Annotated in this window: 20 protein-coding genes and 1 riboswitch; of the genes, 9 read left to right on the top strand and 11 right to left on the bottom strand. The window is 42.3% G+C overall.

Annotated elements, in window-relative coordinates; all coding sequences use genetic code 11:
* Nucleotides 1–86: 86 nt before the first annotated feature.
* From ppiD to hda, 4 genes are all read left to right on the top strand, one after another.
* Nucleotides 87–1,934: a peptidylprolyl isomerase gene (gene ppiD / locus ACO5E4_RS00460; RefSeq protein WP_485861697.1), complete on the top strand. Its 1,848-nt coding sequence runs from the start codon at nucleotides 87–89 to the stop codon at nucleotides 1,932–1,934.
* Between the two features lie 123 nt (nucleotides 1,935–2,057).
* Nucleotides 2,058–2,684: a uracil phosphoribosyltransferase gene (gene upp, locus ACO5E4_RS00455; RefSeq protein WP_109128240.1), complete on the top strand. Its 627-nt coding sequence runs from the start codon at nucleotides 2,058–2,060 to the stop codon at nucleotides 2,682–2,684.
* Nucleotides 2,685–2,816: 132 nt separating this feature from the next.
* Nucleotides 2,817–4,061 (top strand): nucleobase:cation symporter-2 family protein, encoded by a 1,245-nt coding sequence (locus tag ACO5E4_RS00450; protein WP_109128241.1) that lies wholly within the window; start codon nucleotides 2,817–2,819, stop codon nucleotides 4,059–4,061.
* 114 nt (nucleotides 4,062–4,175) lie between these two features.
* Nucleotides 4,176–4,880, top strand: coding sequence for a DnaA inactivator Hda (gene hda, locus ACO5E4_RS00445; protein ID WP_485861696.1), 705 nt, complete (start codon nucleotides 4,176–4,178; stop codon nucleotides 4,878–4,880).
* 6 nt (nucleotides 4,881–4,886) lie between these two features.
* On the opposite strand, the gene ACO5E4_RS00440 is transcribed toward hda, so the two are convergent.
* The 8 genes from ACO5E4_RS00440 to ACO5E4_RS00405 all read right to left on the bottom strand — a co-directional run bounded on the left by ACO5E4_RS00440 (nucleotide 4,887) and on the right by ACO5E4_RS00405 (nucleotide 12,166).
* Nucleotides 4,887–5,339 carry a methyltransferase family protein gene (locus tag ACO5E4_RS00440; RefSeq protein WP_485861695.1) on the bottom strand — a complete coding sequence of 151 codons (453 nt, stop codon included), beginning with the start codon at nucleotides 5,337–5,339 and terminating at the stop codon, nucleotides 4,887–4,889.
* A 55-nt stretch (nucleotides 5,340–5,394) separates the two neighbouring features.
* Nucleotides 5,395–6,009, bottom strand: a complete 615-nt coding sequence (locus ACO5E4_RS00435; RefSeq protein WP_485861694.1) for a YfgM family protein — start codon at nucleotides 6,007–6,009, stop codon at nucleotides 5,395–5,397.
* Between the two features lie 9 nt (nucleotides 6,010–6,018).
* Nucleotides 6,019–7,296, bottom strand: a complete 1,278-nt coding sequence (gene hisS, locus ACO5E4_RS00430; RefSeq protein ID WP_485861693.1) for a histidine--tRNA ligase — start codon at nucleotides 7,294–7,296, stop codon at nucleotides 6,019–6,021.
* Nucleotides 7,297–7,321: 25 nt separating this feature from the next.
* A complete protein-coding gene (ispG, locus tag ACO5E4_RS00425) occupies nucleotides 7,322–8,425 on the bottom strand; it encodes a flavodoxin-dependent (E)-4-hydroxy-3-methylbut-2-enyl-diphosphate synthase (RefSeq protein ID WP_021615982.1) in 1,104 nt (367 codons plus the stop codon).
* Between the two features lie 10 nt (nucleotides 8,426–8,435).
* Nucleotides 8,436–9,464 (bottom strand): RodZ domain-containing protein, encoded by a 1,029-nt coding sequence (locus tag ACO5E4_RS00420; protein WP_454907002.1) that lies wholly within the window; start codon nucleotides 9,462–9,464, stop codon nucleotides 8,436–8,438.
* Nucleotides 9,465–9,679: 215 nt separating this feature from the next.
* Nucleotides 9,680–10,231: a type IV pilus biogenesis/stability protein PilW gene (pilW, locus tag ACO5E4_RS00415; protein WP_485861692.1), complete on the bottom strand. Its 552-nt coding sequence runs from the start codon at nucleotides 10,229–10,231 to the stop codon at nucleotides 9,680–9,682.
* A 24-nt stretch (nucleotides 10,232–10,255) separates the two neighbouring features.
* Complete coding sequence (rlmN, locus tag ACO5E4_RS00410) at nucleotides 10,256–11,410, bottom strand: dual-specificity RNA methyltransferase RlmN (protein ID WP_314955948.1); 1,155 nt, start codon at nucleotides 11,408–11,410, stop codon at nucleotides 10,256–10,258.
* 237 nt (nucleotides 11,411–11,647) lie between these two features.
* On the bottom strand, nucleotides 11,648–12,166 hold the full coding sequence (locus ACO5E4_RS00405; protein ID WP_485861691.1) for a SprT family zinc-dependent metalloprotease: 519 nt from the start codon (nucleotides 12,164–12,166) through the stop codon (nucleotides 11,648–11,650).
* A gap of 258 nt (nucleotides 12,167–12,424) precedes the next feature.
* Here ACO5E4_RS00405 and ACO5E4_RS00400 point away from each other — a divergent pair, with 258 nt between their 5' ends.
* Entirely contained in the window at nucleotides 12,425–15,337 is a 2,913-nt protein-coding gene (locus ACO5E4_RS00400; protein WP_485861690.1) for an autotransporter family protein, read from the top strand.
* A 182-nt stretch (nucleotides 15,338–15,519) separates the two neighbouring features.
* On the opposite strand, the gene ispH is transcribed toward ACO5E4_RS00400, so the two are convergent.
* A complete protein-coding gene (gene ispH / locus ACO5E4_RS00395; RefSeq protein WP_485861689.1) occupies nucleotides 15,520–16,464 on the bottom strand; it encodes a 4-hydroxy-3-methylbut-2-enyl diphosphate reductase in 945 nt (314 codons plus the stop codon).
* Entirely contained in the window at nucleotides 16,461–16,961 is a 501-nt protein-coding gene (gene lspA, locus ACO5E4_RS00390; RefSeq protein ID WP_454906618.1) for a signal peptidase II, read from the bottom strand. Before lspA ends, ispH begins: the two co-directional genes overlap by 4 nt.
* A gap of 177 nt (nucleotides 16,962–17,138) precedes the next feature.
* A riboswitch (TPP riboswitch) is annotated at nucleotides 17,139–17,226 on the top strand.
* A 71-nt stretch (nucleotides 17,227–17,297) separates the two neighbouring features.
* On the opposite strand from lspA, the gene ACO5E4_RS00385 reads away from it, so the two are divergent.
* Genes ACO5E4_RS00385 through ACO5E4_RS00370 form a run of 4 tightly spaced genes read left to right on the top strand, consistent with a single transcriptional unit; the run spans nucleotide 17,298 to nucleotide 20,384 of the window.
* Entirely contained in the window at nucleotides 17,298–18,020 is a 723-nt protein-coding gene (locus ACO5E4_RS00385) for an ABC transporter ATP-binding protein (protein ID WP_485861688.1), read from the top strand.
* Nucleotides 18,017–18,763 (top strand): ABC transporter permease, encoded by a 747-nt coding sequence (locus tag ACO5E4_RS00380; RefSeq protein ID WP_485861687.1) that lies wholly within the window; start codon nucleotides 18,017–18,019, stop codon nucleotides 18,761–18,763. The genes ACO5E4_RS00385 and ACO5E4_RS00380 overlap by 4 nt, the downstream gene beginning before the upstream one ends.
* Nucleotides 18,764–18,771: 8 nt before the next feature.
* The gene (tenA, locus tag ACO5E4_RS00375; protein WP_485861686.1) at nucleotides 18,772–19,419 is read left to right on the top strand and encodes a thiaminase II; all 648 of its coding nucleotides are present in this window, start codon (nucleotides 18,772–18,774) and stop codon (nucleotides 19,417–19,419) included.
* 17 nt (nucleotides 19,420–19,436) lie between these two features.
* A complete protein-coding gene (locus ACO5E4_RS00370; protein WP_485861685.1) occupies nucleotides 19,437–20,384 on the top strand; it encodes an ABC transporter substrate-binding protein in 948 nt (315 codons plus the stop codon).
* A 68-nt stretch (nucleotides 20,385–20,452) separates the two neighbouring features.
* Here ACO5E4_RS00370 and ACO5E4_RS00365 read toward each other — a convergent pair.
* On the bottom strand, nucleotides 20,453–21,699 hold a 1,247-nt coding region (locus tag ACO5E4_RS00365), incomplete at its 5' end, for a class I tRNA ligase family protein (RefSeq protein WP_485861684.1).

The following is a 21,699-nucleotide window of genomic DNA, read 5'->3' as shown; positions in this document are numbered from 1 at the left end:
GGCTTTTTTTATTTTGCTAGTGCGTGTAAAGGCGCTTTAGATTATAATCGTGCAAATTTTTGCTTTATTTTTATAGGATACGTTTCATGGTAATGGAAAAACTACACGGAGCCTCAACTAACTGGGCTTCCAAGTTTCTTTTTGGTTTTATTACTGTCACATTTGTTATCAGCTCGATGGCGGGTTATCTTTATACCCGAGTGGATAACTCAGCAGCAAAAGTGAACGGAGAAGAAATTTCACAACAAGCGTTTCAAAATCAATACAATATTGCATCACGTAATTTAACGCCTCAAGAAATCGATTCACCTGCACAAGTGGCCAATCTTAAACGTCAAGTACTTGCTTCTTTAATTGATCAAGAACTACTACGCCAATACGCTAACGAACTTAAATTAGGTGTTAGCGATGCACGTATTAAACAAGAAATCGTCACCACGCCAACTTTCCAAAATAATGGCAAATTTGATAATACGCTATATCAACAAACACTACAAAATAATGGGATTTCTGCTGAAACCTATGCCGGTTATGTTCGCGAAGCATTACGCCTAGAACAATTACAAAGCGGTTTAGGCACGACTGCGTTTAGCGTCCCTGCTCAACAAGAAAAATTAGCAAAACTTTTCTTCCAAAGCCGTCAAATTCGTTTAGCAAATTTATCTTTAGCTAATGAAATTGCCAAACAAGAAGTTAGCGATGAAGAAATTCAAGCTTACTATGATGCTCACAAAGCTGAGTTTACGATTCCGGAAACCGTAAAAGTACAATACCTCGACTTATCCGGCGCAGCGATGGAGAACAATATCAACATTACGGATGTGGAAATAGCACAATATTATCAAGATAATAAACCTCAATTCACGACCCAAGGACAACAACGCTTAGCCCATATTCAAGTAAAAACAGAGCAACAAGCACAAGAGTTATACCAACAGCTACAAAACGGAGCTAATTTTGCAGATTTAGCCAAAAATCACTCGATTGATCCAACCAGTGCTGAGCGAGGCGGTGATTTAAGTTGGGTAAGTGCGGGTGAATTTCCAAAAGTTTTTGAAGATACAGCAAATGCCTTAGCCGTTGGACAATATAGCCAACCGATAAATCTTGACAATCACTACCATATTATTTTGGTAGAAGAACGCAAAGAACCAAAGTTACAACCACTAGAAAGCGTAAAAGCGCAGATCACGGCGCAAATCCGTCAAAACTTAGTAAATACACAATTTTATTCCATTGAAAAACGTGTTGCAGAAAAAGCATTTGAAGATCCTTCTTCATTGAATGCCGCTGCAGAAGTGGGCGGTGTCAAAGTACAAGAAACGGCATATTTTTCTCGTGATGATATTCCTGCTGAACTCAATTATCCTAATGTCGTTTCTGCAGTTTTCGATTCTGATCTTTCCCAGGGCGGTAGTAACTCTGAACCGATGAACGTGGGTGAACAACATTCTGTTGTCGTTCGTGTGCTTGATCATAAACCTCAAAGCATCAAAACATTAGATGAAGCCAAAGCTGAAATTACCGCACATTTAAAACACCAAAAAGCAGAAACAGTCGTATTAGCTCAAGCAGAACAAATTGTCCAAAATTTATCAGAGGGCAAGTCTGTTGAAGATGTAAAATTCGGTGCAGAACAGACTTGGGTCTTCGCCGAAAATAAAGATCCTGTGTTAAACAATACCGTATTTTCTATGGCGAAGCCGGAAGAAGGTAAAACTACCTATAAAGCCGCTAGCAATGCAAATGGTGATGTCGTTATCATTGCATTAGATAAAGTGGTTGACGGTAAATTAACCGAACAAGAGCAAAAACAATTTGCCGTACAAATTGAGCAACTCTCTCAAGTGAGTTTACAAAACAGTTTATTAAATGCACTACGTGCTAAAGCGAAAATCGAGATAAACGACGCATTTATTAACCAAGAGCAATAATCAAGCGTAATGCCTATGATTTCATAGGCATTATTTTTGAGCTAAATTTAAGAAACCGTATGCTTTAATGTATGCATCGCGATTCTTTTCGCAGTGAACCGTTTAATATGAAGGAGATAAAAAATGAAATTAGTCGAAGTCAAACATCCATTGGTGAAACACAAATTGGGTTTAATGCGTGCAGCAGAAATTAACACGAAAAAATTCCGTGAATTAGCCACCGAAGTCGGAAGCCTATTAACTTATGAAGCCACATCGGATTTAGAAACAGAAAAAGTGATTATTGATGGTTGGTGCGGTCCGGTTGAAATTGACCAAATCAAAGGTAAAAAAGTCACTGTTGTACCGATTTTGCGTGCCGGTCTGGGTATGATGGACGGGGTGTTAGAACACGTTCCAAGTGCGCGTATCAGCGTTGTGGGGATGTACCGTAATGAAGAAACCCTTGAGCCGGTACCTTATTTCCAAAAATTAGCCAGCGATTTAGATGAACGTTTAGCTATCGTTGTTGACCCGATGCTAGCAACCGGTGGTTCTATGATCGCAACCATCGATTTGCTCAAACAAAAAGGGTGTAAACACATTAAAGTTTTAGTATTAGTTGCTGCACCGGAAGGTCTTGCTGCATTAGAAAAAGCGCATCCGGACATTGAATTATACACCGCGGCAATTGATAATCACTTAAACGAAAACGGTTATATCATTCCGGGTTTAGGTGATGCAGGTGATAAAATTTTCGGTACGAAATAATCCTGAAACCGAAAATTTTATTAACAGGTGAGGCGGATTTTTATCCGCCTTTTTGCGGCAAAAAGAAACAAAAAATATTTCGAAAAATGACCGCACTTTTTAAGTTAATTCAGACAGCGAGTTGAAACTTACATGACAAATACAACACAAGCTCCCATCACGGAGCAACAGAGTTCCGTTAAACAAGCATTTGTGGGTTTACAAATGCTATTCGTCGCCTTTGGTGCATTGGTTTTAGTGCCGTTAATTACCGGATTAGATGCTAATACTGCCTTGCTTACTGCCGGTATCGGTACTTTATTATTCCAACTTTGCACCGGCAAACAAGTGCCGATTTTCTTGGCATCTTCTTTTGCCTTTATTGCACCGATCCAATACGGCGTTGCCACTTGGGGGATTCCTGTCACCATGGGTGGCTTAGCCTGTGCCGGTTTGGTTTATTTGGCACTGAGTGCTTTAGTTAAATTACGTGGTGCAGCGGCATTAGAACGCATTTTTCCTCCGGTGGTTGTCGGCCCCGTGATTATTATTATCGGTATGGGCTTAGCGCCGGTCGCCGTCGATATGGCACTCGGTAAAAATAGCGCTTACCAATACAATGATGCTGTTTTGGTCTCTATGGTAACCCTCATCACCACCTTGTGTGTGGCTGTTTTTTCCAAAGGGTTAATGAAACTTATCCCGATTATGTTCGGTATTGCGGTGGGCTATATCCTATGTCTTTTCATGGGACTCATTAATTTCCAACCGGTTTTAGATGCACCTTGGTTTAGTTTGCCAAACATCACCACACCGGAATTTAAATTAGAAGCCATTTTATATTTACTGCCAATTGCTATTGCGCCCGCTGTGGAGCACGTTGGTGGCATTATGGCGATTAGTTCCGTGACCGGCAAAGACTTCATCAAAAAACCGGGATTACACCGCACTTTGTTAGGTGATGGTATTGCAACCAGTGCCGCTTCCTTATTAGGTGGTCCGCCAAATACAACCTATGCAGAAGTGACCGGTGCAGTCATGCTCACCCGTAATTTCAATCCCAATATCATGACTTGGGCGGCTGTCTGGGCAATTGCGATTTCCTTCTGTGGAAAAGTCGGTGCCTTTTTATCTACCATCCCAACCATCGTGATGGGCGGTATCATGATGTTGGTATTCGGTTCCATTGCCGTTGTGGGCATGAGCACCTTGATCCGTGCCAAAGTCGATGTCACCGAAGCGCGCAACCTTTGCATTATTGCTGTGGTCATGACATTTGGTATCGGTAATATGTTTGTTGATGTCGGTGGCGTGTCTTTAAAAGGAATCAGCCTTTGCGCGGTGGTTGCCATCATTTTGAACTTGGTATTACCTAAAGCGAAAAACGAAGCCGCATAAAACGCATATGTAACAGTCATTAGCGGAAAGGAAAAATATCCGCTAATGACTTTCTAATTTTAAAAATTTCGTTTATTCTTACCGCACTTTATTTCAGCATTTTCGGTATTTGATTTGAGCGAGCCATATTTCCAACTTCCTCTCCCCATTCATCAATTTGATAATGACACCCTGGAAAATTTCTACGCGGAAAACAATCAGCTTCTACTCAGCTCTCTACAAAAAAACTTTTCTCATCTTAGCCAACCTTTTTTCTATCTTTGGGGTCCACGTGGTTGTGGGAAAAGCCATCTATTAAAAGCCATTTGTCATCATTACTTAACGTATCAACGCCCTGCCTTATACGTGCCTTTGAACAAAGCACAATATTTCTCTCCGGCAGTACTGGAAAATCTAGAGCAACAAGAATTAGTGTGTTTGGATGATTTACAAGAAGTGATTGGTAATCCGGATTGGGAAGTGGCTATTTTCGATTTAATTAATCGAATCAGAGAGACCGGAAAAACGCTTTTAGTGATCGGCGCGGATCAATCGCCGACCAATTTATCGATCCATTTACCGGATTTGGCTTCTCGTCTTACATGGGGCGAAGTGTATCAATTAATGCCGTTAAATGATCAGCAAAAAATCACGGTCTTACAACTGGCAGCACATCAGCGCGGCATTGAATTGCCTGACGAAACGGCTAATTTTCTCTTCAAACGTTTAGAACGGGATATGAAAACCTTATTTAATGCGTTAGAAAAACTCGATCAGGCCTCATTACAGGCGCAACGTAAACTAACGATTCCCTTCGTTAAAGAAATTTTATCTTTGTAGTGGCTGTTACAACCATCTACGCGTACGCTGGCAATAAGCTGTGAACGCGTCACCAAATAAATGTTTGAGTCCCTCTTCTTCCGGTTTAATTTGAAACTTAGTGACATACCAAATAAATAACCCAACGCCAAACAACGCCGACAGTGAACCGAGATAAAGCATCCAAGCCAATAAAATAAAAACAAGGCTGAGATACATCGGATTTCTACTCAATCGATAAATACCACTGGTCACTAATTGAGAGGCTGCTTCAAGTTGAAAAGGGTTTACTGTTGTTTTCGCCAATAAAAACTGCAAAACACTAGCTGCCCCAATGGCGCAACCCATTCCGCCGAATACAATCACCAACCACAAAGAAGATGGAAATTGCCAAATAGGCGGAAGGAATTTCATCAACAATGCACAAAAAACAAAAATTAACGGTGGTGGAACAGGGATATGGCGTTTATTCAATGACATAGGAATTCCTTATTCAGGGCAAAAGAAAGGCTTGGGAAAACCAAGCCTCAAAAAACTATAAATTATTTAACCGCACTTGAATGAGTTGTTGCTCTAACGGTGTGGCATTCTGTTGGGCTTGTTGATAAGCACTTTTTGCTGCATCCTTATCGCCTTTCGCCAACTGAATATCGCCGACCAACATATTTTTAGCGCCATTCCAAGCTTGATCTTTCACTAATTTTAAACTGTCTAACGCCGGATCAAATTGTCCAAGCTGGAATTGTACCGCCGCCAAACGCAACGCCGTTACAGAAGATAAAATGTCATCCGTTGATTGTGCCACCGCTTGTTTTAACGCTTCTTCAGCCTGCGTAAAATCTTGATTCTCTACTGCAATTTTTGCTTTATCTAACAAGGCCAATACCACATAGGCAGTTTTCTCATTATTTTTAATGAATTGAGCAAATTGCGCTTCTTGTGCTTTCGGATCTTTTGCATAGTTAAACAACACTTGCTCATACTCGGCAGAGGCATTGTGTATTTTTTGTAAGTGATAAGATTGCCAATAGTTCCAGCCGAACACACCGCCGAAAGCAATCACAAAACAGACAATAATAAACTTATAGTTTTCTTGCCACCACGCCTTAATCGCACTGAGCTCTTGTTCTTCTTCAATGGTATATGCCATGTTTTTTCCTTATTTGAATGTGTTTTGAATGTGATTGATGATGTCTCTTAATGCCACAACCGCTTGTTCGCTATGTTGCAACAAGTCTTTTATGACCACTTGTTGATTTTTCACTTCATCCTCGCCGATGACTAAGGCTAACTTCGCACCACTTTTATCAGCGCGTTTAAATTGTTTTTTGAAATTTCCGCCGCTGCAGTGTAAAAGCGTACGTAAGTGCGGTAATTCTGAACGAAGTTTTTCCGCCAAATTAAAGGCTGCCACGGTAGTGCCTTCGCCTTGATAAACGATATAAATATCCACCGCACTTGGCAAGGTAATCTGTGTATTCACTTCCTGTACCAACAGTACCAAACGCTCCAAGCCCATAGCAAAGCCAACGCCACTGGTGGCATGACCGCCTAGCTGTTCAACCAACCCATCGTAACGACCACCACCGCAGACGGTACCTTGTGCGCCTAAAGCAGAAGTCACCCATTCAAATACGGTTTTGTTGTAATAATCTAAGCCTCGCACCAATTTTTGATTGATTTCGTACTGAATGCCTAAACTATCTAGCAAGGCGCATAATTGCGCAAAATGTTCGCGGGAATCGTCATCAAGATAATCATGTAATTTCGGTGCATCATTTAGCACTTCTTGAACACGTTGATCTTTACTGTCCAAAATGCGTAACGGATTGGTGGTTAAACGACGCTTGCTGTCTTCATCTAAAATATCGATGTGATTTTGTAAAAAATCGACCAAGGCTTGACGATAATTTTTGCGCGCCTCTAGTGAACCGATAGAGTTTAGTTGAAGCGTCACATGGTCAAAAATACCTAAATCCTTCCATAAACGGGCGGTTAAGGCGATAAGTTCTGCATCAATTTCCGGATTAGGAATACCAAAAATCTCCACGCCGACCTGATGGAACTGACGGTAACGGCCTTTTTGCGGACGCTCATAACGGAACATTGGCCCTATATACCATAAGCGTTGTTCTTGGTTGTACAACAAACCATGTTCAATACCTGCGCGTACACAACCGGCTGTGCCTTCCGGACGCAAAGTCAAACTTTCTTCATCGCGGTCATCGAACGTAAACATCTCTTTTTCCACGACATCGGTGACTTCACCGATAGCACGAGCGAATAACGGTGTGCTTTCCACAATTGGCATACGGATTTCCGCGTAACCATACGCACTTAAAACCGACCGCACTTTATTTTCAACCCATTGCCATAGCGGGGTTTCTGTTGGTAAGCAATCGTTCATACCACGAATTGCCTGAATAGTTTTTGCCACAATAACTTCCTGTGTTTATTAAAAATTAAAGAATACGATTTTTAGGATCTTGCTGCGCAACACGGGCGCGGATTTTTGCTTCTAACTGATTAATTAAATCGTCGTTATCAAAACGCTCTTTCTGACGCTCACCGTCAAGATAATAGCCGCTTTTCTTATTGCCGCCGGTGACGCCTAAATCAGACACCAACGCTTCTCCCGGACCATTGACGACACAGCCGATAATTGACACATCCATCGGCGTAATAATATCTTCTAAACGCTGTTCAAGTGCATTCACTGTGCCAATTACATCAAATTCTTGACGGGAACAGGTTGGGCAAGCAATAAAGTTAATGCCACGAGAACGAATACGCAGTGATTTCAAAATATCAAAGCCCACTTTGATTTCTTCTACCGGATCGGCGGCTAAAGACACTCGCAGGGTGTCACCGATCCCTTCAGCCAACAACATCCCTAATCCGATGGCAGATTTCACTGCACCGGCACGCGCACCACCGGCTTCAGTAATGCCTAAATGCAAGGGCTGTTTAATGGCTTTTGCAAGTAAACGATAGGATTCCACTGCCAAATACACATCGGAGGCTTTAACGCTCACTTTAAATTGATCGAAGTTCAAACGATCTAAAATTTCAACATGGCGCAATGCCGATTCCAACAATGCTTGTGGTGTCGGTTCACCGTATTTTTCCTGAATGTCTTTTTCCAGTGAGCCGGCATTCACCCCAATACGAATGGGGATATTTTTATCTTTAGCGCAATCCACTACGGCGCGAATACGATCTTCACGTCCGATATTGCCCGGATTGATGCGCAAGCAGTCCACACCATATTCGGCGACTTTCAACGCAATGCGATAATCAAAATGAATATCGGCGACTAATGGCACGCTCACTTGTTGTTTAATTAATTTAAAAGCTTCCGCCGCTTCCATGGTTGGTACGGACACACGCACAATATCGGCACCCACGCGCTCTAACGATTTGATTTGCGCGACGGTGGCTTCAACATCGGTAGTTCGTGTGTTGGTCATCGACTGTACTGCAATCGGTGCATCACCACCGATAGGTACATTCCCGACATAAATTTTTGTGGATTCTCTACGCTGAATTTTTGGCTTTTCTAACATTGTTCGCCCATTATTGAGGTAATTTAAATTTTGCGACACGCCCATCAAGTGTTAATGGGAAAGCTTCGCCTTTATAAATAATTTTGACATTCCCCGGCGCACCGATAATTAAAGAATAAGGCTCTTCTTCGTTGAAACTTAACACATCGCCTTGCTTATATTCTTTTTGTGCTAACACCTTACGATTTTTGTCTTTCACACTGATCCAACAATTACCGATAACTTCAATGTATAAATTATCTTTTGTTGCAACCGCAGAAACATTTGAATTTTCCACCGCACTTTCTGTTGAGGAAGATGTTACCGTGGTTTCCATTGTTGCACTTTCAGGCAGACTTGCCACTTGCTCTGTACCGTTGATTTTAGTCATTTCAGATTGCAACACATTTGCCGGTGCTGCCTCTGTCGCCACAATGGGTGTAGCAACAACGTTCTCTTGCGGCTTAGCTTCAACAATAGGTTCAACCGTCGTGGATTCCACAACATGATTTTCTGCCTGGCTGATTGGCTGCGTGACCACAGGCACATTATCAACATTGGTGACTGTCGCTGGCGTTTCTGCTGATAATTGCGTGTAAGAATTCACTAAATTATCGCGCTCTGCATTGGATTGCTGATGACTTTCCCACCACCACATGCCTGTCATGCCAAGCACCACAAGCACAACTAAGGTGGTTAAATAACCTACCCAACGATTATGAGAGGAATATTGATTAACAGAACTGGTTGCACGAGCATTTTTGCCCAAGTCATTTTGTTGCTCGTCACCAAAATCAATCATATTCAGCCATTCGCTGTCTGCAATCTTGAGATATTTTGCATAGCTACGCACATAACCACGTACAAAAGTTGCAGGCGTTGAGCGATGAATAAATCTGTTATTTTCAATATCTTGCAGAATTGAAGGACGTAATGAAATGGCTTGAGAAACCGCCTCCAATGAAAGATTCAGGGCTTCTCTTGCCAAACGGAATTTATCACCAACGGTGATTTCTTGTGCATTATTTTGCGCTTCTTGAATTGTTTTAGGTGTATTCATAGGAATGGTATTTTTAGCTAAAAATTAAGTGCTAAAGTTTAAGGGGGTAAGGCTGGTTTTGCAACAGTTATATGGCGTTATTGTTATCTGACATGGAAATTGTCACGCCAGGCAAAATCAATTTTAAATGGCATTTTCACCTATTTTCGGAGAACAAAAGCAATCTCAAAATAATTGGCTAAAAACACCGGCAAAAATGACCGCACTTTGATCGACTATTTAGCGCGTAACGCTAATTTCTTTGCCCGCTCCGGTTCCATTTTTTCAAGTATTAACAGATTTTCCTGATAAACCGTTAAATCCTTTGCTGACAAAGCACAGAGTGCAAGATTTTCGTAAGTATCAGTCTGCCGATAATAATTAGGCGCCTTTAATGCTTTATGGAATTGCTCATAGGCGGCAGAATATTTACCTTGCAAACAAAGAAAGGTACCGAAATTGTTGAAAACATCACCTTGTTTTTTATCTAACTTAATCGCAGTCAAATAGGCTTGTTCTGCCTGAATCACATCGCCCTGTTGCTGATAAAAATAAGCGCGCGCCGCATGCACTAAATAATAATCTGGCGCATAAGAAATCGCCCTGTCTAAATTTGCCTTTGCTTGGTTGTGATCCCCTTGCTGCAAATAGCCTAATGCCAATTCAACACGGGCTTTTGCTGCTTGTTGTTTATCAAAATCAGATGAAACTTGTTGGGAAACACAGGCAGAAAAAAGAAAGGGGAAAATAAACGGCATAATTCGAGTGAAGAACGGGAAATGAACCATTTATTTTCCTCCGAGTTTGAATGGTTACTGAACTTGAACGGCAATCGCCTCGCCAAAACGTTTTTTCTGTGCAGTACGTTTGGTGCGGTCAATGACATCGCCGGCTAATTGTCCGCAAGCGGCATCGATATCGTCGCCACGGGTTTTACGCACAATCACCGTTAAACCATATTCCATCAAGGTTTTTTGGAAACGGTCAATACGCGTATTAGAGCTTTTCGCATAAGGCGCTTCCGGGAACGGGTTCCATGGAATCAAATTGATTTTACATGGCGTATTTTTTAACACTTCCGCTAATTGATGGGCGTGTTCCACATGATCATTCACATGATCCAACATGACATATTCGATGGTCACTTTGCCATGGTTGGCGTTGGAAACGCTTAAATAGCGATTCACCGAATCAATCAAGGTTTTGATATTGTATTTTTTGTTTAGTGGCACGATTTCATCACGCAATTCATCGTTGGGTGCGTGCAAGGAAATCGCCAATGCCACATCGATCATTTTGCTTAAATTATCAAGCGCCGGCACCACACCGGACGTGGATAATGTCACACGGCGTTTAGATAAACCATAAGCGAAATCGTCCAACATGATTTCCATCGCCGGCACCACATTCGCTACATTCAACAACGGCTCGCCCATGCCCATCATTACCACATTGGTAATCGGACGCACGCCTGTCACCCCAAAATTGCCAATGATTTTCGATGCACGCCAGACTTGCCCAATAATTTCTGACACCGTTAAATTGCGGTTGAAGCCTTGTTGCGCGGTCGAACAAAAAGTACAAGCCAATGCGCAACCAACCTGTGAAGAAACACATAACGTGGCGCGATCCGCTTCCGGAATGTACACGGTTTCCACTTGCTGATCGCCGACCTGCATCGCCCATTTAATCGTGCCATCGGCTGAACGCTGTTCCACCGCCACTTCCGGCGCTTTAATTTCTGCCACGGATTTTAATTTTTCCCGTAACTTTTTGTTTAAATTGGTCATATTGTCGAAATTGTCTTCACCAAAATGGTAAATCCATTTCACCAACTGATCGGCGCGGAACGGTTTTTCACCTAATTCGGCAAAAAACTCACGCATTTGCACACGGGTTAAATTCATTAAATTGACTTTTTTTGCCGGTTCGGCAACAGCTTGCGCTGATACTGTTTGTTCTGACATGAGGCCTCGTTATTACACATTACGGCGGATACCGAAATTTTTGGTGATATTTTAAACAATAGAAAAAATAAGGGTGCGATTGTACTGATTTCGGTTTGATTAATCTAGCGATTTTGTATGCGCCATACAAACGTTCAGAAAAATGACCGCACTTTTTTGTGAAGTCGATCGAAAAACGAGAAAAAAGAAGGTGTTTTTTATGGGAAATAAGCCGAAACGAAGCGATAAATGGAACAGTTAATTTTCTTCATTTTCCAGCCCAATCCAATTTAATTGTGTTTTACATTTTCGACAGAAATACACCGCACTTTCACGCTGAATTTTATGATGACGACGGATACTAAGCTGATGTGTTTGACAAGCACAATGGTACGTGAAGGTTTTTCCCTGCACGGAAGATAAATCAAATTGGTGATAGGTTTCCGCCGGCAAATGGAATATCTCTTGCATCACAAATTGCCATTCTTTGCCATGAGGTTGCACATGCCCGTAATGCTGATAAACCACAATATGGGCTAACTCATGCAATGCAACTTGATGAATAAATTGTTCTGAGTTTTCCAACAATAAAGTGCGGTTAAAATTGATGGTATTTCGTTGTAAATAGGCGACACCGGCCTTGACACCTTTTAATTCATAATGAATTTGCGGAGGCATAAAAGCTTGTTTGAAATATTCTTCCGCCAACTGTAAACCCTGTTGAATACGGCGGAGAATTTGCATTTTTACAATGCGAAAATGATTTTCAGTGTTCATAACAAATAAAATGCGATTAAAGATCGTAGTATTTTTTAACCGCACTTTAACATAGCGCAGGTAATAAATACTGTTGAATGTATTATTTTTAAATTTAATAAAAAAATAAATTTCCAACTTATTTCTTTAATTTCAACAAGTTATAATAACCATATTTTACATGCATAAAATCAGCTTTCCTGATATAATTCGCCCAATTTTTGTACTAACAAAAATGTCCTTTTCTATTTTATACAACATAACAAGAGGAAACATATTATGTTACTAAATACCAAGGAAAAATTCAGAAAGACATTTCTAAGCACACTGATTGTCTCTTCTTTTTCTATTCCTGCATTGGCCGTTGCTGCAGCTGATGACACATCACCTACTGTGGGAACAGAGGGTTCAGGAGAATTTTGGAAAGAACCAAATCAAAACATTGATGGAGATTACAAAGCTACACTAGCACCTAATAGCGGAGAACAATTTGCTCGTCCAAAAGGACTTATCGTTCGTGCGAATAATCAAGTTGAAATTAAAGGCAAAACTAACATTAATGTTACGTTAGCCAGCGAAGCTAATTCAGGATTAGCCGTAGACTCCAATGCCGCCTACGGTATTGCTGTAGGATATGATTATGCTGGTGGTAATGCTTCTGATACCGCAAGCTTAACTTTGCATGATGATGCTAATATCACTGTTAAAAACACAGAAAACACAGTGAAAAGTACAAAAAACTTTAGTGGCGCAACTGCACCATTTGGTCACCAATTATCCGGGGTGAAGGTTTATCGTAAGAATGGCGCCAAACCGGTTTTCAATTCTGAGAAAAAACTGACTATTACCGTGGAAGATAAAACCACCGCTAAAATCGGGGATTATTTAGTCGGGCTTTACGTTAGTGGAGACGGTGCGGAAGCGAACTTAAAAGATTCTGACATCACAGTGAAAGCAAACGGAAAATTTTCTGCCGCATTAAAAATTGGTAAACCGGAACTACCAAACACTGAAAAACCGGCTGACTATAAAGGTGCTGTTGTCAATTCCACCGGCAAAATGGTGCTTGATACAACAGAATCAAAAGACTCCGCAACCGTGCGCTTATTTGGCACTAAATCCCGCTTAATTGCCGATTCGGACACCAGCAGCGGTGAAATCAAATCCGGTAATTCAGCTGTTGTTTTCGATACTCAGGATTACACAACTAAAGTAAGTGCCTTTTTTATTAGCGACAATGTATCCAGAAATGAGCCTAATAAAGATCAAGAAGTTCGTTTAAACAATACAAAAATCACCACAACATCTGATGATGCTTCATTAATCGTTGCGGATGCAAAAACAGAGAATAGTTTCGCGGTAACCTTCGCAGGAAATAAAGTCGCAAGTTGGTTTAATAATGGTGAATTCGTTGCCGAAAATGCAAAATTCACTTTAAAAGGCAAAGACAGTGAAGCCAAAGCCGCAGAAAATGGCTGGCTTGCCGAAACCAAAGTGGCAACAACAAAAGGTGCTGATTTGACATTTACCTTGTCTGATCAAGCAAAAGCCATTGGTTTGATGCAGCAACAATCTAAAGGCGATGTGTATTCTAAATTAGACGTGCATGTGAACAACCAAGCTATTTGGGAATTAAAACAAAAAGGCACCGAGCAACGTTCTACCATCAATGCCTTAACCCTGGATAAGGGGGTATTAGATGCTTCTAAAAATATTCCGAACGGTTCAACTAAAACAGACTATAAAGTTAAACTGGTTAAACAAGATGGTACTGAAGGCACATTAACCAGTAACAACGGTGAAATCACCCTTGCCAACGGATCTTACGAAGACAAACTCACTGTGGAAGGCAACTACACAGCGAATAACGGTGTTCTTAAAGTGAATACTCATTGGGATAGTAATGATGCCAATAACGGTAAATCTGACTTATTAGAAATCACCGGTAATGCAGAAGGCACGACAAAAGTCGTGAGCCTAAAAGCAGACGGCTCAGAAAACTTAGTTGATGGTTCTATTGGCTCTATCGCTTCAGATTTAGGCAAAAACAGTACGGCCGTCGTTCGTGTACAAGGCACAAGCAATTTACGTAACTTTACCGGTATGACAAGAACCACCGGTGCAGGTGAACTACAATTAGCTTCTAAACAAGTCGGTAACGCCACCGAATATTTCTGGACAGTGACTTCAACAAATGGCGATGCAATTTATGTACCGTCCGTACCGGGCTACACACTTGCGCCAAAATTGAACTTAGAAGCGGGTTATGAAACCGTCGGCACATTACACCAACGTCGTGGCGAAAATCAGGCGCTTTCTTGGGAAAAATCCCAAGCGAACAACCAAACTTGGGGACGCATTATCGGTAAACACCTTGCTTTGGATGGTAAAGAGCGTTTGAACCTAACAGCTAACCTTTCCGGTTTCCAATTAGGTCACGACTTTAATGTTGCTTCTACTGAAAACGGTGGAAAACGTTTAACCGGTATTTATGCGGGTTACACGCACGCAAATTCAAAATTCTATGATGAATATCGTGCTGAAAATGGTGTTGTCCTTAATGACAAATACACCGGCAAAGCGAAAACCGAAAACTTCCATGCCGGCGTAACACATACACGTTATGCTGAAAATGGCAGCTACTTAGACTTAGTGGGTCAACTTTCTTGGGTGAAAAATAAATATTACGCTCTAGATTCACACGCTAAAAACCACGGTTTCGGTGTTGCATTATCAAGCGAAGTAGGTCATCCATTTGCTTTAGGTAAAGAAAAAATGAATAACGGTGACAGCTGGATCATTGAACCGCAAGCACAGTTAATCTATCAATACCTAGGATTAAGTCGCTTCAACGATGAACTTCGTTCTGTACACCAAGACAAACAACACGGTTTACGTGGTCGTGTAGGTGCACGTCTTGCTTACAACGATTTAACTGCCCGTGAGAAAGTCAGAACCCTGTATTTCACTGCAAACTTATGGCATGACTTCAGAAATACTGCCGGTAGCAACATTGGTGCAGATAACATCAATGAAAAATTTGCGAAAACTTGGGGTGAATTTGGTGTAGGTACTCAACTTGCAACCAGTGCTAACTCACATATTTATGCAGACGTTCGCTACGAACACTCTTTAAGTGGCGCAAAACGTCAAGGCTATAAAGGCTCTGTTGGCATTAAATATTCTTGGTAATCCAAGTGTGAATTAACGTAAGTTAATCTTATTAAAGCGGATAAATGGCAATAACATTTATCCGCTTTTTTTACACTTTTGCTTTTGTTGCTTTTTTAATAAAGAAAAAGTGCGGTCAATATTCAAAATGTTTCAAATATTGACCGCACTTTCTTTTCATTTTTGGCGAGTGTTGGAGAGAATTAACTCACCTCTTTTACACGCAATTCTTTTGGCACTTCAAAGAACATATTTTCTTCTAAGCCTTGTAATTCTTCCACTTCCGTGACGCCAAATGCTTTCATACGCGCAATCACCGATTGCACTAATTCTTCCGGCGCGGAAGCCCCTGCAGTGACACCAATGGTTTGTACGCCGTTAAACCAATCCAGCTGAATATCATTGGGATCATCAATTAACTTAGACGCCACCCCCATTCGAGAAGCCAACTCTGCCAAACGGTTAGAGTTAGAGGAATTTTTGGAGCCGACCACGACCACTAAATCCGATTGTTTTGCCAGTTCGCGCACCGCTTGTTGACGATTGGTTGTAGCATAACAAATGTCGTTTTTATGTGGACCTTGAATCGCAGGGTATTTTTCTTTTAATGCACTGATGGTGTCCGCCGTGTCATCTAAAGACAGCGTGGTTTGTGTCATAAAGGTTAAATCATCGTTGTGGCTTACGGGGAGATTAGCGATATCCTCAATACTTTCAATGAGATAAATGCCACCTTCGTGATTGCTATATTGCCCCATGGTGCCTTCCACTTCCGGGTGACCTTTATGCCCGATGAGAATCGCTTTCGTGCCTTTTCTACTGGCGCGCGCCACCTGCATATGTACTTTGGTCACCAACGGACAAGTGGCATCAAAGACTTTCAAGCGGCGATCTTTGGCTTCTTGACGTACTGCTTGAGACACTCCGTGGGCGGAGAAAATGACTATCGCGCCGTCCGGCACTTCACTCAGTTCTTCGACAAAAATGGCACCGCGTTCACGTAATCCATTCACCACGAAGCGATTATGCACCACTTCATGACGGACATAAATCGGCGCACCGTGAATTTCCAACGCCAGCTCAACAATACTGATGGCACGATCGACGCCGGCACAAAAACCGCGTGGGTTGGCTAAAATTATCTTCATTTTTGACCGCTCTTTTGTTTGTTCTTATCACCTTTAAAGGCATCTAATGCCAGTAAACCGGCGCCGATACAAATGGCAATATCCGCCACATTAAACACCGGATAATGATAAATATCCCAATAAAAATCAAAGAAATCCACCACAAAACCGTTGTAGGCACGATCGACCATATTGGCAAGTGCACCACCAATAATGAGCGCGTAGGCGGCATTTTGTAATGTTTGATTGGCACGATTTTTCTTCATGAAATATGCCAGCATAAGGGAAATACCTATCGCCAACAGAATAAAGAAATATTTTTGCCAACCATCGTGATCCGCCAAAAAGCTGAATGCCGCGCCATAATTGCGCACATAAGTGAGATTAAACACCGGCAGAACATTCACGCTTTCATACAAATCAAATTTTTGTACCACAATGTACTTTGTCAGCAAATCAAGCAAAAAAGCGACCGCACTTAGCCAGAGAAAAGAGAGCCCGGATTTGTGTTGGGACATAATATTTCCTAAATAAAATCATGATCAAAATTAGGTCGCCATTCTAGCACAAGGCAAGGTTTTATACAGAAAAACTGATTTGGAACATCATGAAAGAACAGAATTTCTCTATGATGGAGATCACAAAATTGAACAGCACAATTTGTTTTTCCAGCTCTTTTTCGATAGACTCTGCGCTATTATTAGTCGGGGTGCCATTGGCTGAGATAATACCCGTGAACCTGAAACAGTTAACACTGACGTAGGAAACTAAATCATGTCCATATCGCTATTCTTTTTAAAAACATTCTTAAAATCCACCGCACTTTTCTGCCTCTCGCGCTAAGTTAGCCTGCGATGCATTGTCTCGATATACAACATCTGTGCTTGCAATTAGATCACAAGCCGTTGTTTGTCGATCTCCATTTTTGCGTAGAACAAGGAGAATGGGTTGTGTTGCTCGGGCGCTCCGGTGTGGGGAAATCCACTTTATTACGCGCCATTGCGGGGTTAGAACAATCCGCAATTACCCAAGGGCATATCCAATTTGCTCCTCACATCAAAGCGGCTTGGTTGGCACAGCAAGACAGTTTGTTTCCCTGGCTTTCCGTGTTGGATAACGTGCAGTTGGCACAGCACCTCCACGGTCAGAAAAATACTAAAACCCAAGAGAAAGCCAAAGAACTATTACATGCCGTCGGCATGGCAGATCATTGGCATAAACCTTGCTATCAGCTTTCCGGTGGTCAACGGCAACGGGTGGCACTGGCGCGTACCTTAATGCAAGATGCCGATTTAATTTTAATGGACGAACCCTTTTCTGCCTTGGATGCAGTCACCCGTTTACAGTTACAAAATCTCGCCTGCGAACTGCTACAAGGAAAAACCGTGATTTTGGTGACCCATGATCCACAAGAAGCTATTCGTTTAGGGGAAAAAATTTATGTATTACAAGGACAACCGGTGCAAATAAAACAGGTCGCTCAATTAGATCCCATAAAGCCCCATCAGCTTCACCTAGAGGCACTGTGGGCGCTACAAAATAGACTTATCGAACAACTAATGGCGGAGCCAACATGAAGAAAATCGCCCGTCTCATTTTATTAAGCGCTCTGTTAATTTCGTTATGGCAAGGCATCATTAGTCTGTTTGATGTGCCACCCTACTTATTGCCTGCCCCATTCTCCGTATGGCAACGATTAATAACGCAAGCAGACTTGCTGTTTATGCATGCCCAAATTACGTTGTTGGAAATTCTGTTAGGCTTAGTTTTCGGTTTTCTATTCGGACTATCTTCTGCGCTACTGATCACCCTTTCCCGCAAAATCTCGGCTTTCTTAATGCCATTATTAGTGATTTCACAAGCCATTCCGGTGTTTGCCATCGCGCCACTGCTCGTATTATGGCTCGGTTATGGCATGGCATCCAAAATCACCATGGCGATTTTGATTATCTATTTTCCCGTCACGGCGGCCTGCTATGACGGCCTACGCAACACGCCGAAACCATGGCTTCAACTTGCCCAAACCTTACGTATTTCACCGGCAGCGATGCTATTGAAAGTCCGTTTACCTGCGGCGTTGCCCGCATTAGCGTCAGGATTACGCATTGCCGTCTCCATTGCGCCCATTGGCGCCATTGTGGGGGAATGGGTCGGTTCTTCGGAAGGATTAGGCTATTTAATGTTGCAAGCCAATGCCCGAATGCAAATCGACTTGATGTTTGCGGCACTCTTTTTACTTTTGCTCATGGCGCTTTGCCTTTATTTCGTCGTGGATAAATTACTGCGTAAAGCTCTGCCGTGGGTCAGTTATGTGCATTAGGAGGAAAAATGCTCAACCAACTGATTAAAAACGCCCAGCCTTATTGGCAACAGTATGTAGAACATGACTTTGTCAAACAATTGGCCTGTGGCACCTTGCCGCCCGAATGCTTTCGTCATTATTTAAAGCAGGATTACCTTTACCTGTTTCATTACAGCCGTGCTTTTGCGTTAGCTATCTTTAAAGCCAAAAACTTTAGCCAAATGGAAATACCTCGAAAAAGCCTTGAAAGTATTTGTCAGGAAATTCAATTGCATTTGGCCTATTGCCAACAATGGGGCATCAGTGAAGCGGAAATATTTTCCACCCAAGAAAGCGCCGCCTGTGTTGCCTATACCCGCTATTTATTGGATTGCGGTGCTACCGGCGGTTTAGCGGAAATTTATGCGGCCATCACGCCTTGTGCCGTAGGCTACGCACAAATTGCACGCGATATCACAGAAAACTACCCGCACTTAGCCAATAATCCGTATCAAACCTGGATCGATACCTATGCTTCGGAGGCTTTTCAGCAAGAAGCGGAAGAAACATCCGCTTTTTTGACCGCACTTTGTGCCGACTTTACCCCAACCCAACAAAATCATATGCAACACATCTTTACAACGGCCACCCGCATGGAAATTGCCTTTTGGCAAATGGGGCTGGATCTCACTTAACCACAAAAGGAGCTACAATGAAAAAACACATTCTTTCAACATTGATTATCGGCGTGCTTTCGCTTAGCGTTCAGGCGGCAGAAAAACAAAAACTGTCTTTAATGCTGGATTGGTTTGTCAACCCGGATCACGCAGCGTTGATCGTTGCACAGCAAAAAGGCTTTTTTGCCGAGCATAATCTGGAGGTGGATATTATTGAACCTGCCGATCCCTCTCTGCCGCCTAAATTAGTCGCGGCGGGTAAAACCGATCTCGCGGTGGATTATCAACCGCAACTGCATATTCAAGTGGATGAAAAGTTGCCTTTAGTGCGCATTGCGACCTTGGCGAATTCTCCGCTAAACAGTTTGGTCACTTTGGAAAACAGCGGTATCAAAACCTTAGCGGATTTGAAAGGAAAGAAAATCGGCTATTCCGTTAGCGGTTTTGAAACAGCTCTGCTGGATGCCATGTTGAACTCTGCTAATTTAAGTAATAAAGATGTTCAACTGATTAATGTGAATTGGTCTCTCTCCCCTTCTTTAATTAGCAAACAAGTGGATGCGGTTATCGGCTCATTCCGCAATTTTGAATTAAACCAATTAGCCATTGAAGGTTATCAGGGCAAGGCATTTTTCCCTGAACAATATGGTGTGCCGACCTATGACGAATTAATTATCGTGGCCAATAAAGACAAAATTCATGAAACAAAATACCAAGATTTTGTCAGCGCACTACAACAAGCCACCGATTACCTCAATGCGCATCCGGAAGAAAGTTGGCAGCTTTTTGTCAGCTATAAACCGACAGAATTGGATAACGAACTCAATCGCCGAGCTTGGAAAGACACGCTGCCTTATTTGAGTAAACAGCCGGGCAGCTTTAATAAAGCGAACTATGAAAAAATGGCAGACTTTATGTTGCAACAAGGGTTGTTGAAATCCAAAACGGCAGTAGAACATTACGCCACGGAACTGAAAAAATAAATAAATGCTTTACGATCAAAAAGTGCGGTCAATTTTGACCGCACTTTTATTTAGGCTTTACTGCATGATTAAGCGAAACGTCTCACTTCGCCGTTGCCAGCAACGTTTTCTACGCAACGTGGGCAAAGGGTCGAATGCTCCGGATTCACGCCGATTTTATCGGAATAATGCCAGCAGCGTGGACATTTTTCACCGTGAGAACGGGCAACGCTTACGGCAATTCCCTCTAACTCACCTGCAGCTACATCTGCTGGTTTATCAGCTAATGGTTTGACTTCCGCTTTTGAGGTAATTAACACGAAACGTAATTCATCGCCTAATTGTTCCAACAAGGTACGATATTCATCGTTAGCGTAAACGGTGACTTCAGCCTCTAAACCACCGCCGATTACTTTGTCGTTACGGGCAATTTCTAACACACGGTTCACTTCGGAACGTACTTTAATCAATTGTTGCCAGTAAGCATCGTCTAATTTCTCGTTCTCACCTAAACCGAACAAGCCTTCGTAGAATTCTTCCGTGAAGACGAATTCTGCACGTGCCGTCGCCGTTTGTGGCAAGTAACCCCAAATTTCATCTGCCGTGAATGACAAGATTGGTGCCATCCAACGCACCAACGCTTCTGCAATATGCCACAACGCTGTTTGGCAGCTACGACGCGCAAGGCTGTCCGCTTTGGTGGTGTATTGACGGTCTTTAATAATATCAAGATAGAACGAGCCCATTTCCACAGAACAGAAACGCATTAAACGTTGTACCACAGTGTGGAATTGATAGTTATCGTACGCGTCTTTGATTTCGTTTTGCGCATCTAACGCACAAGCGACTGCCCAACGATCCAAGCTCATCATGTCTTCCGGTTTCACTGCATCACGTTGTGGGTCAAAACCGTTTAAGTTCGCTAACAAGAAACGTGCCGTGTTACGAATACGACGATAGCTGTCTGCCGCACGTTTTAAGATCTCATCAGAAACGGTCATTTCACCGGTATAGTCGGTAGAAGCGACCCATAAACGTAAAATGTCACCACCGAATTTATCCATGACTTCTTGTGGGGTCACGATGTTACCGATAGATTTTGACATCTTACGGCCTTGACCATCCACGGTGAAACCATGGGTTAATACTTGTTTGTATGGTGCTTTGCTGGCTGTTGCCGTAGAAAGCATTAAAGAAGACATAAACCAACCACGGTGTTGGTCGGAACCTTCCAAATACATATCGATATCTTGGCCGTTAAATTCCGGACGATTCGCCACCACAGAAGAATAGGTTGATCCTGAGTCAAACCATACGTCAAGGGTATCAGGCACTT

The sequence above is a fragment of the Aggregatibacter sp. genome (genome assembly GCF_057314075.1).
This window is presented reverse-complemented; position numbering and strand designations above follow the sequence as displayed.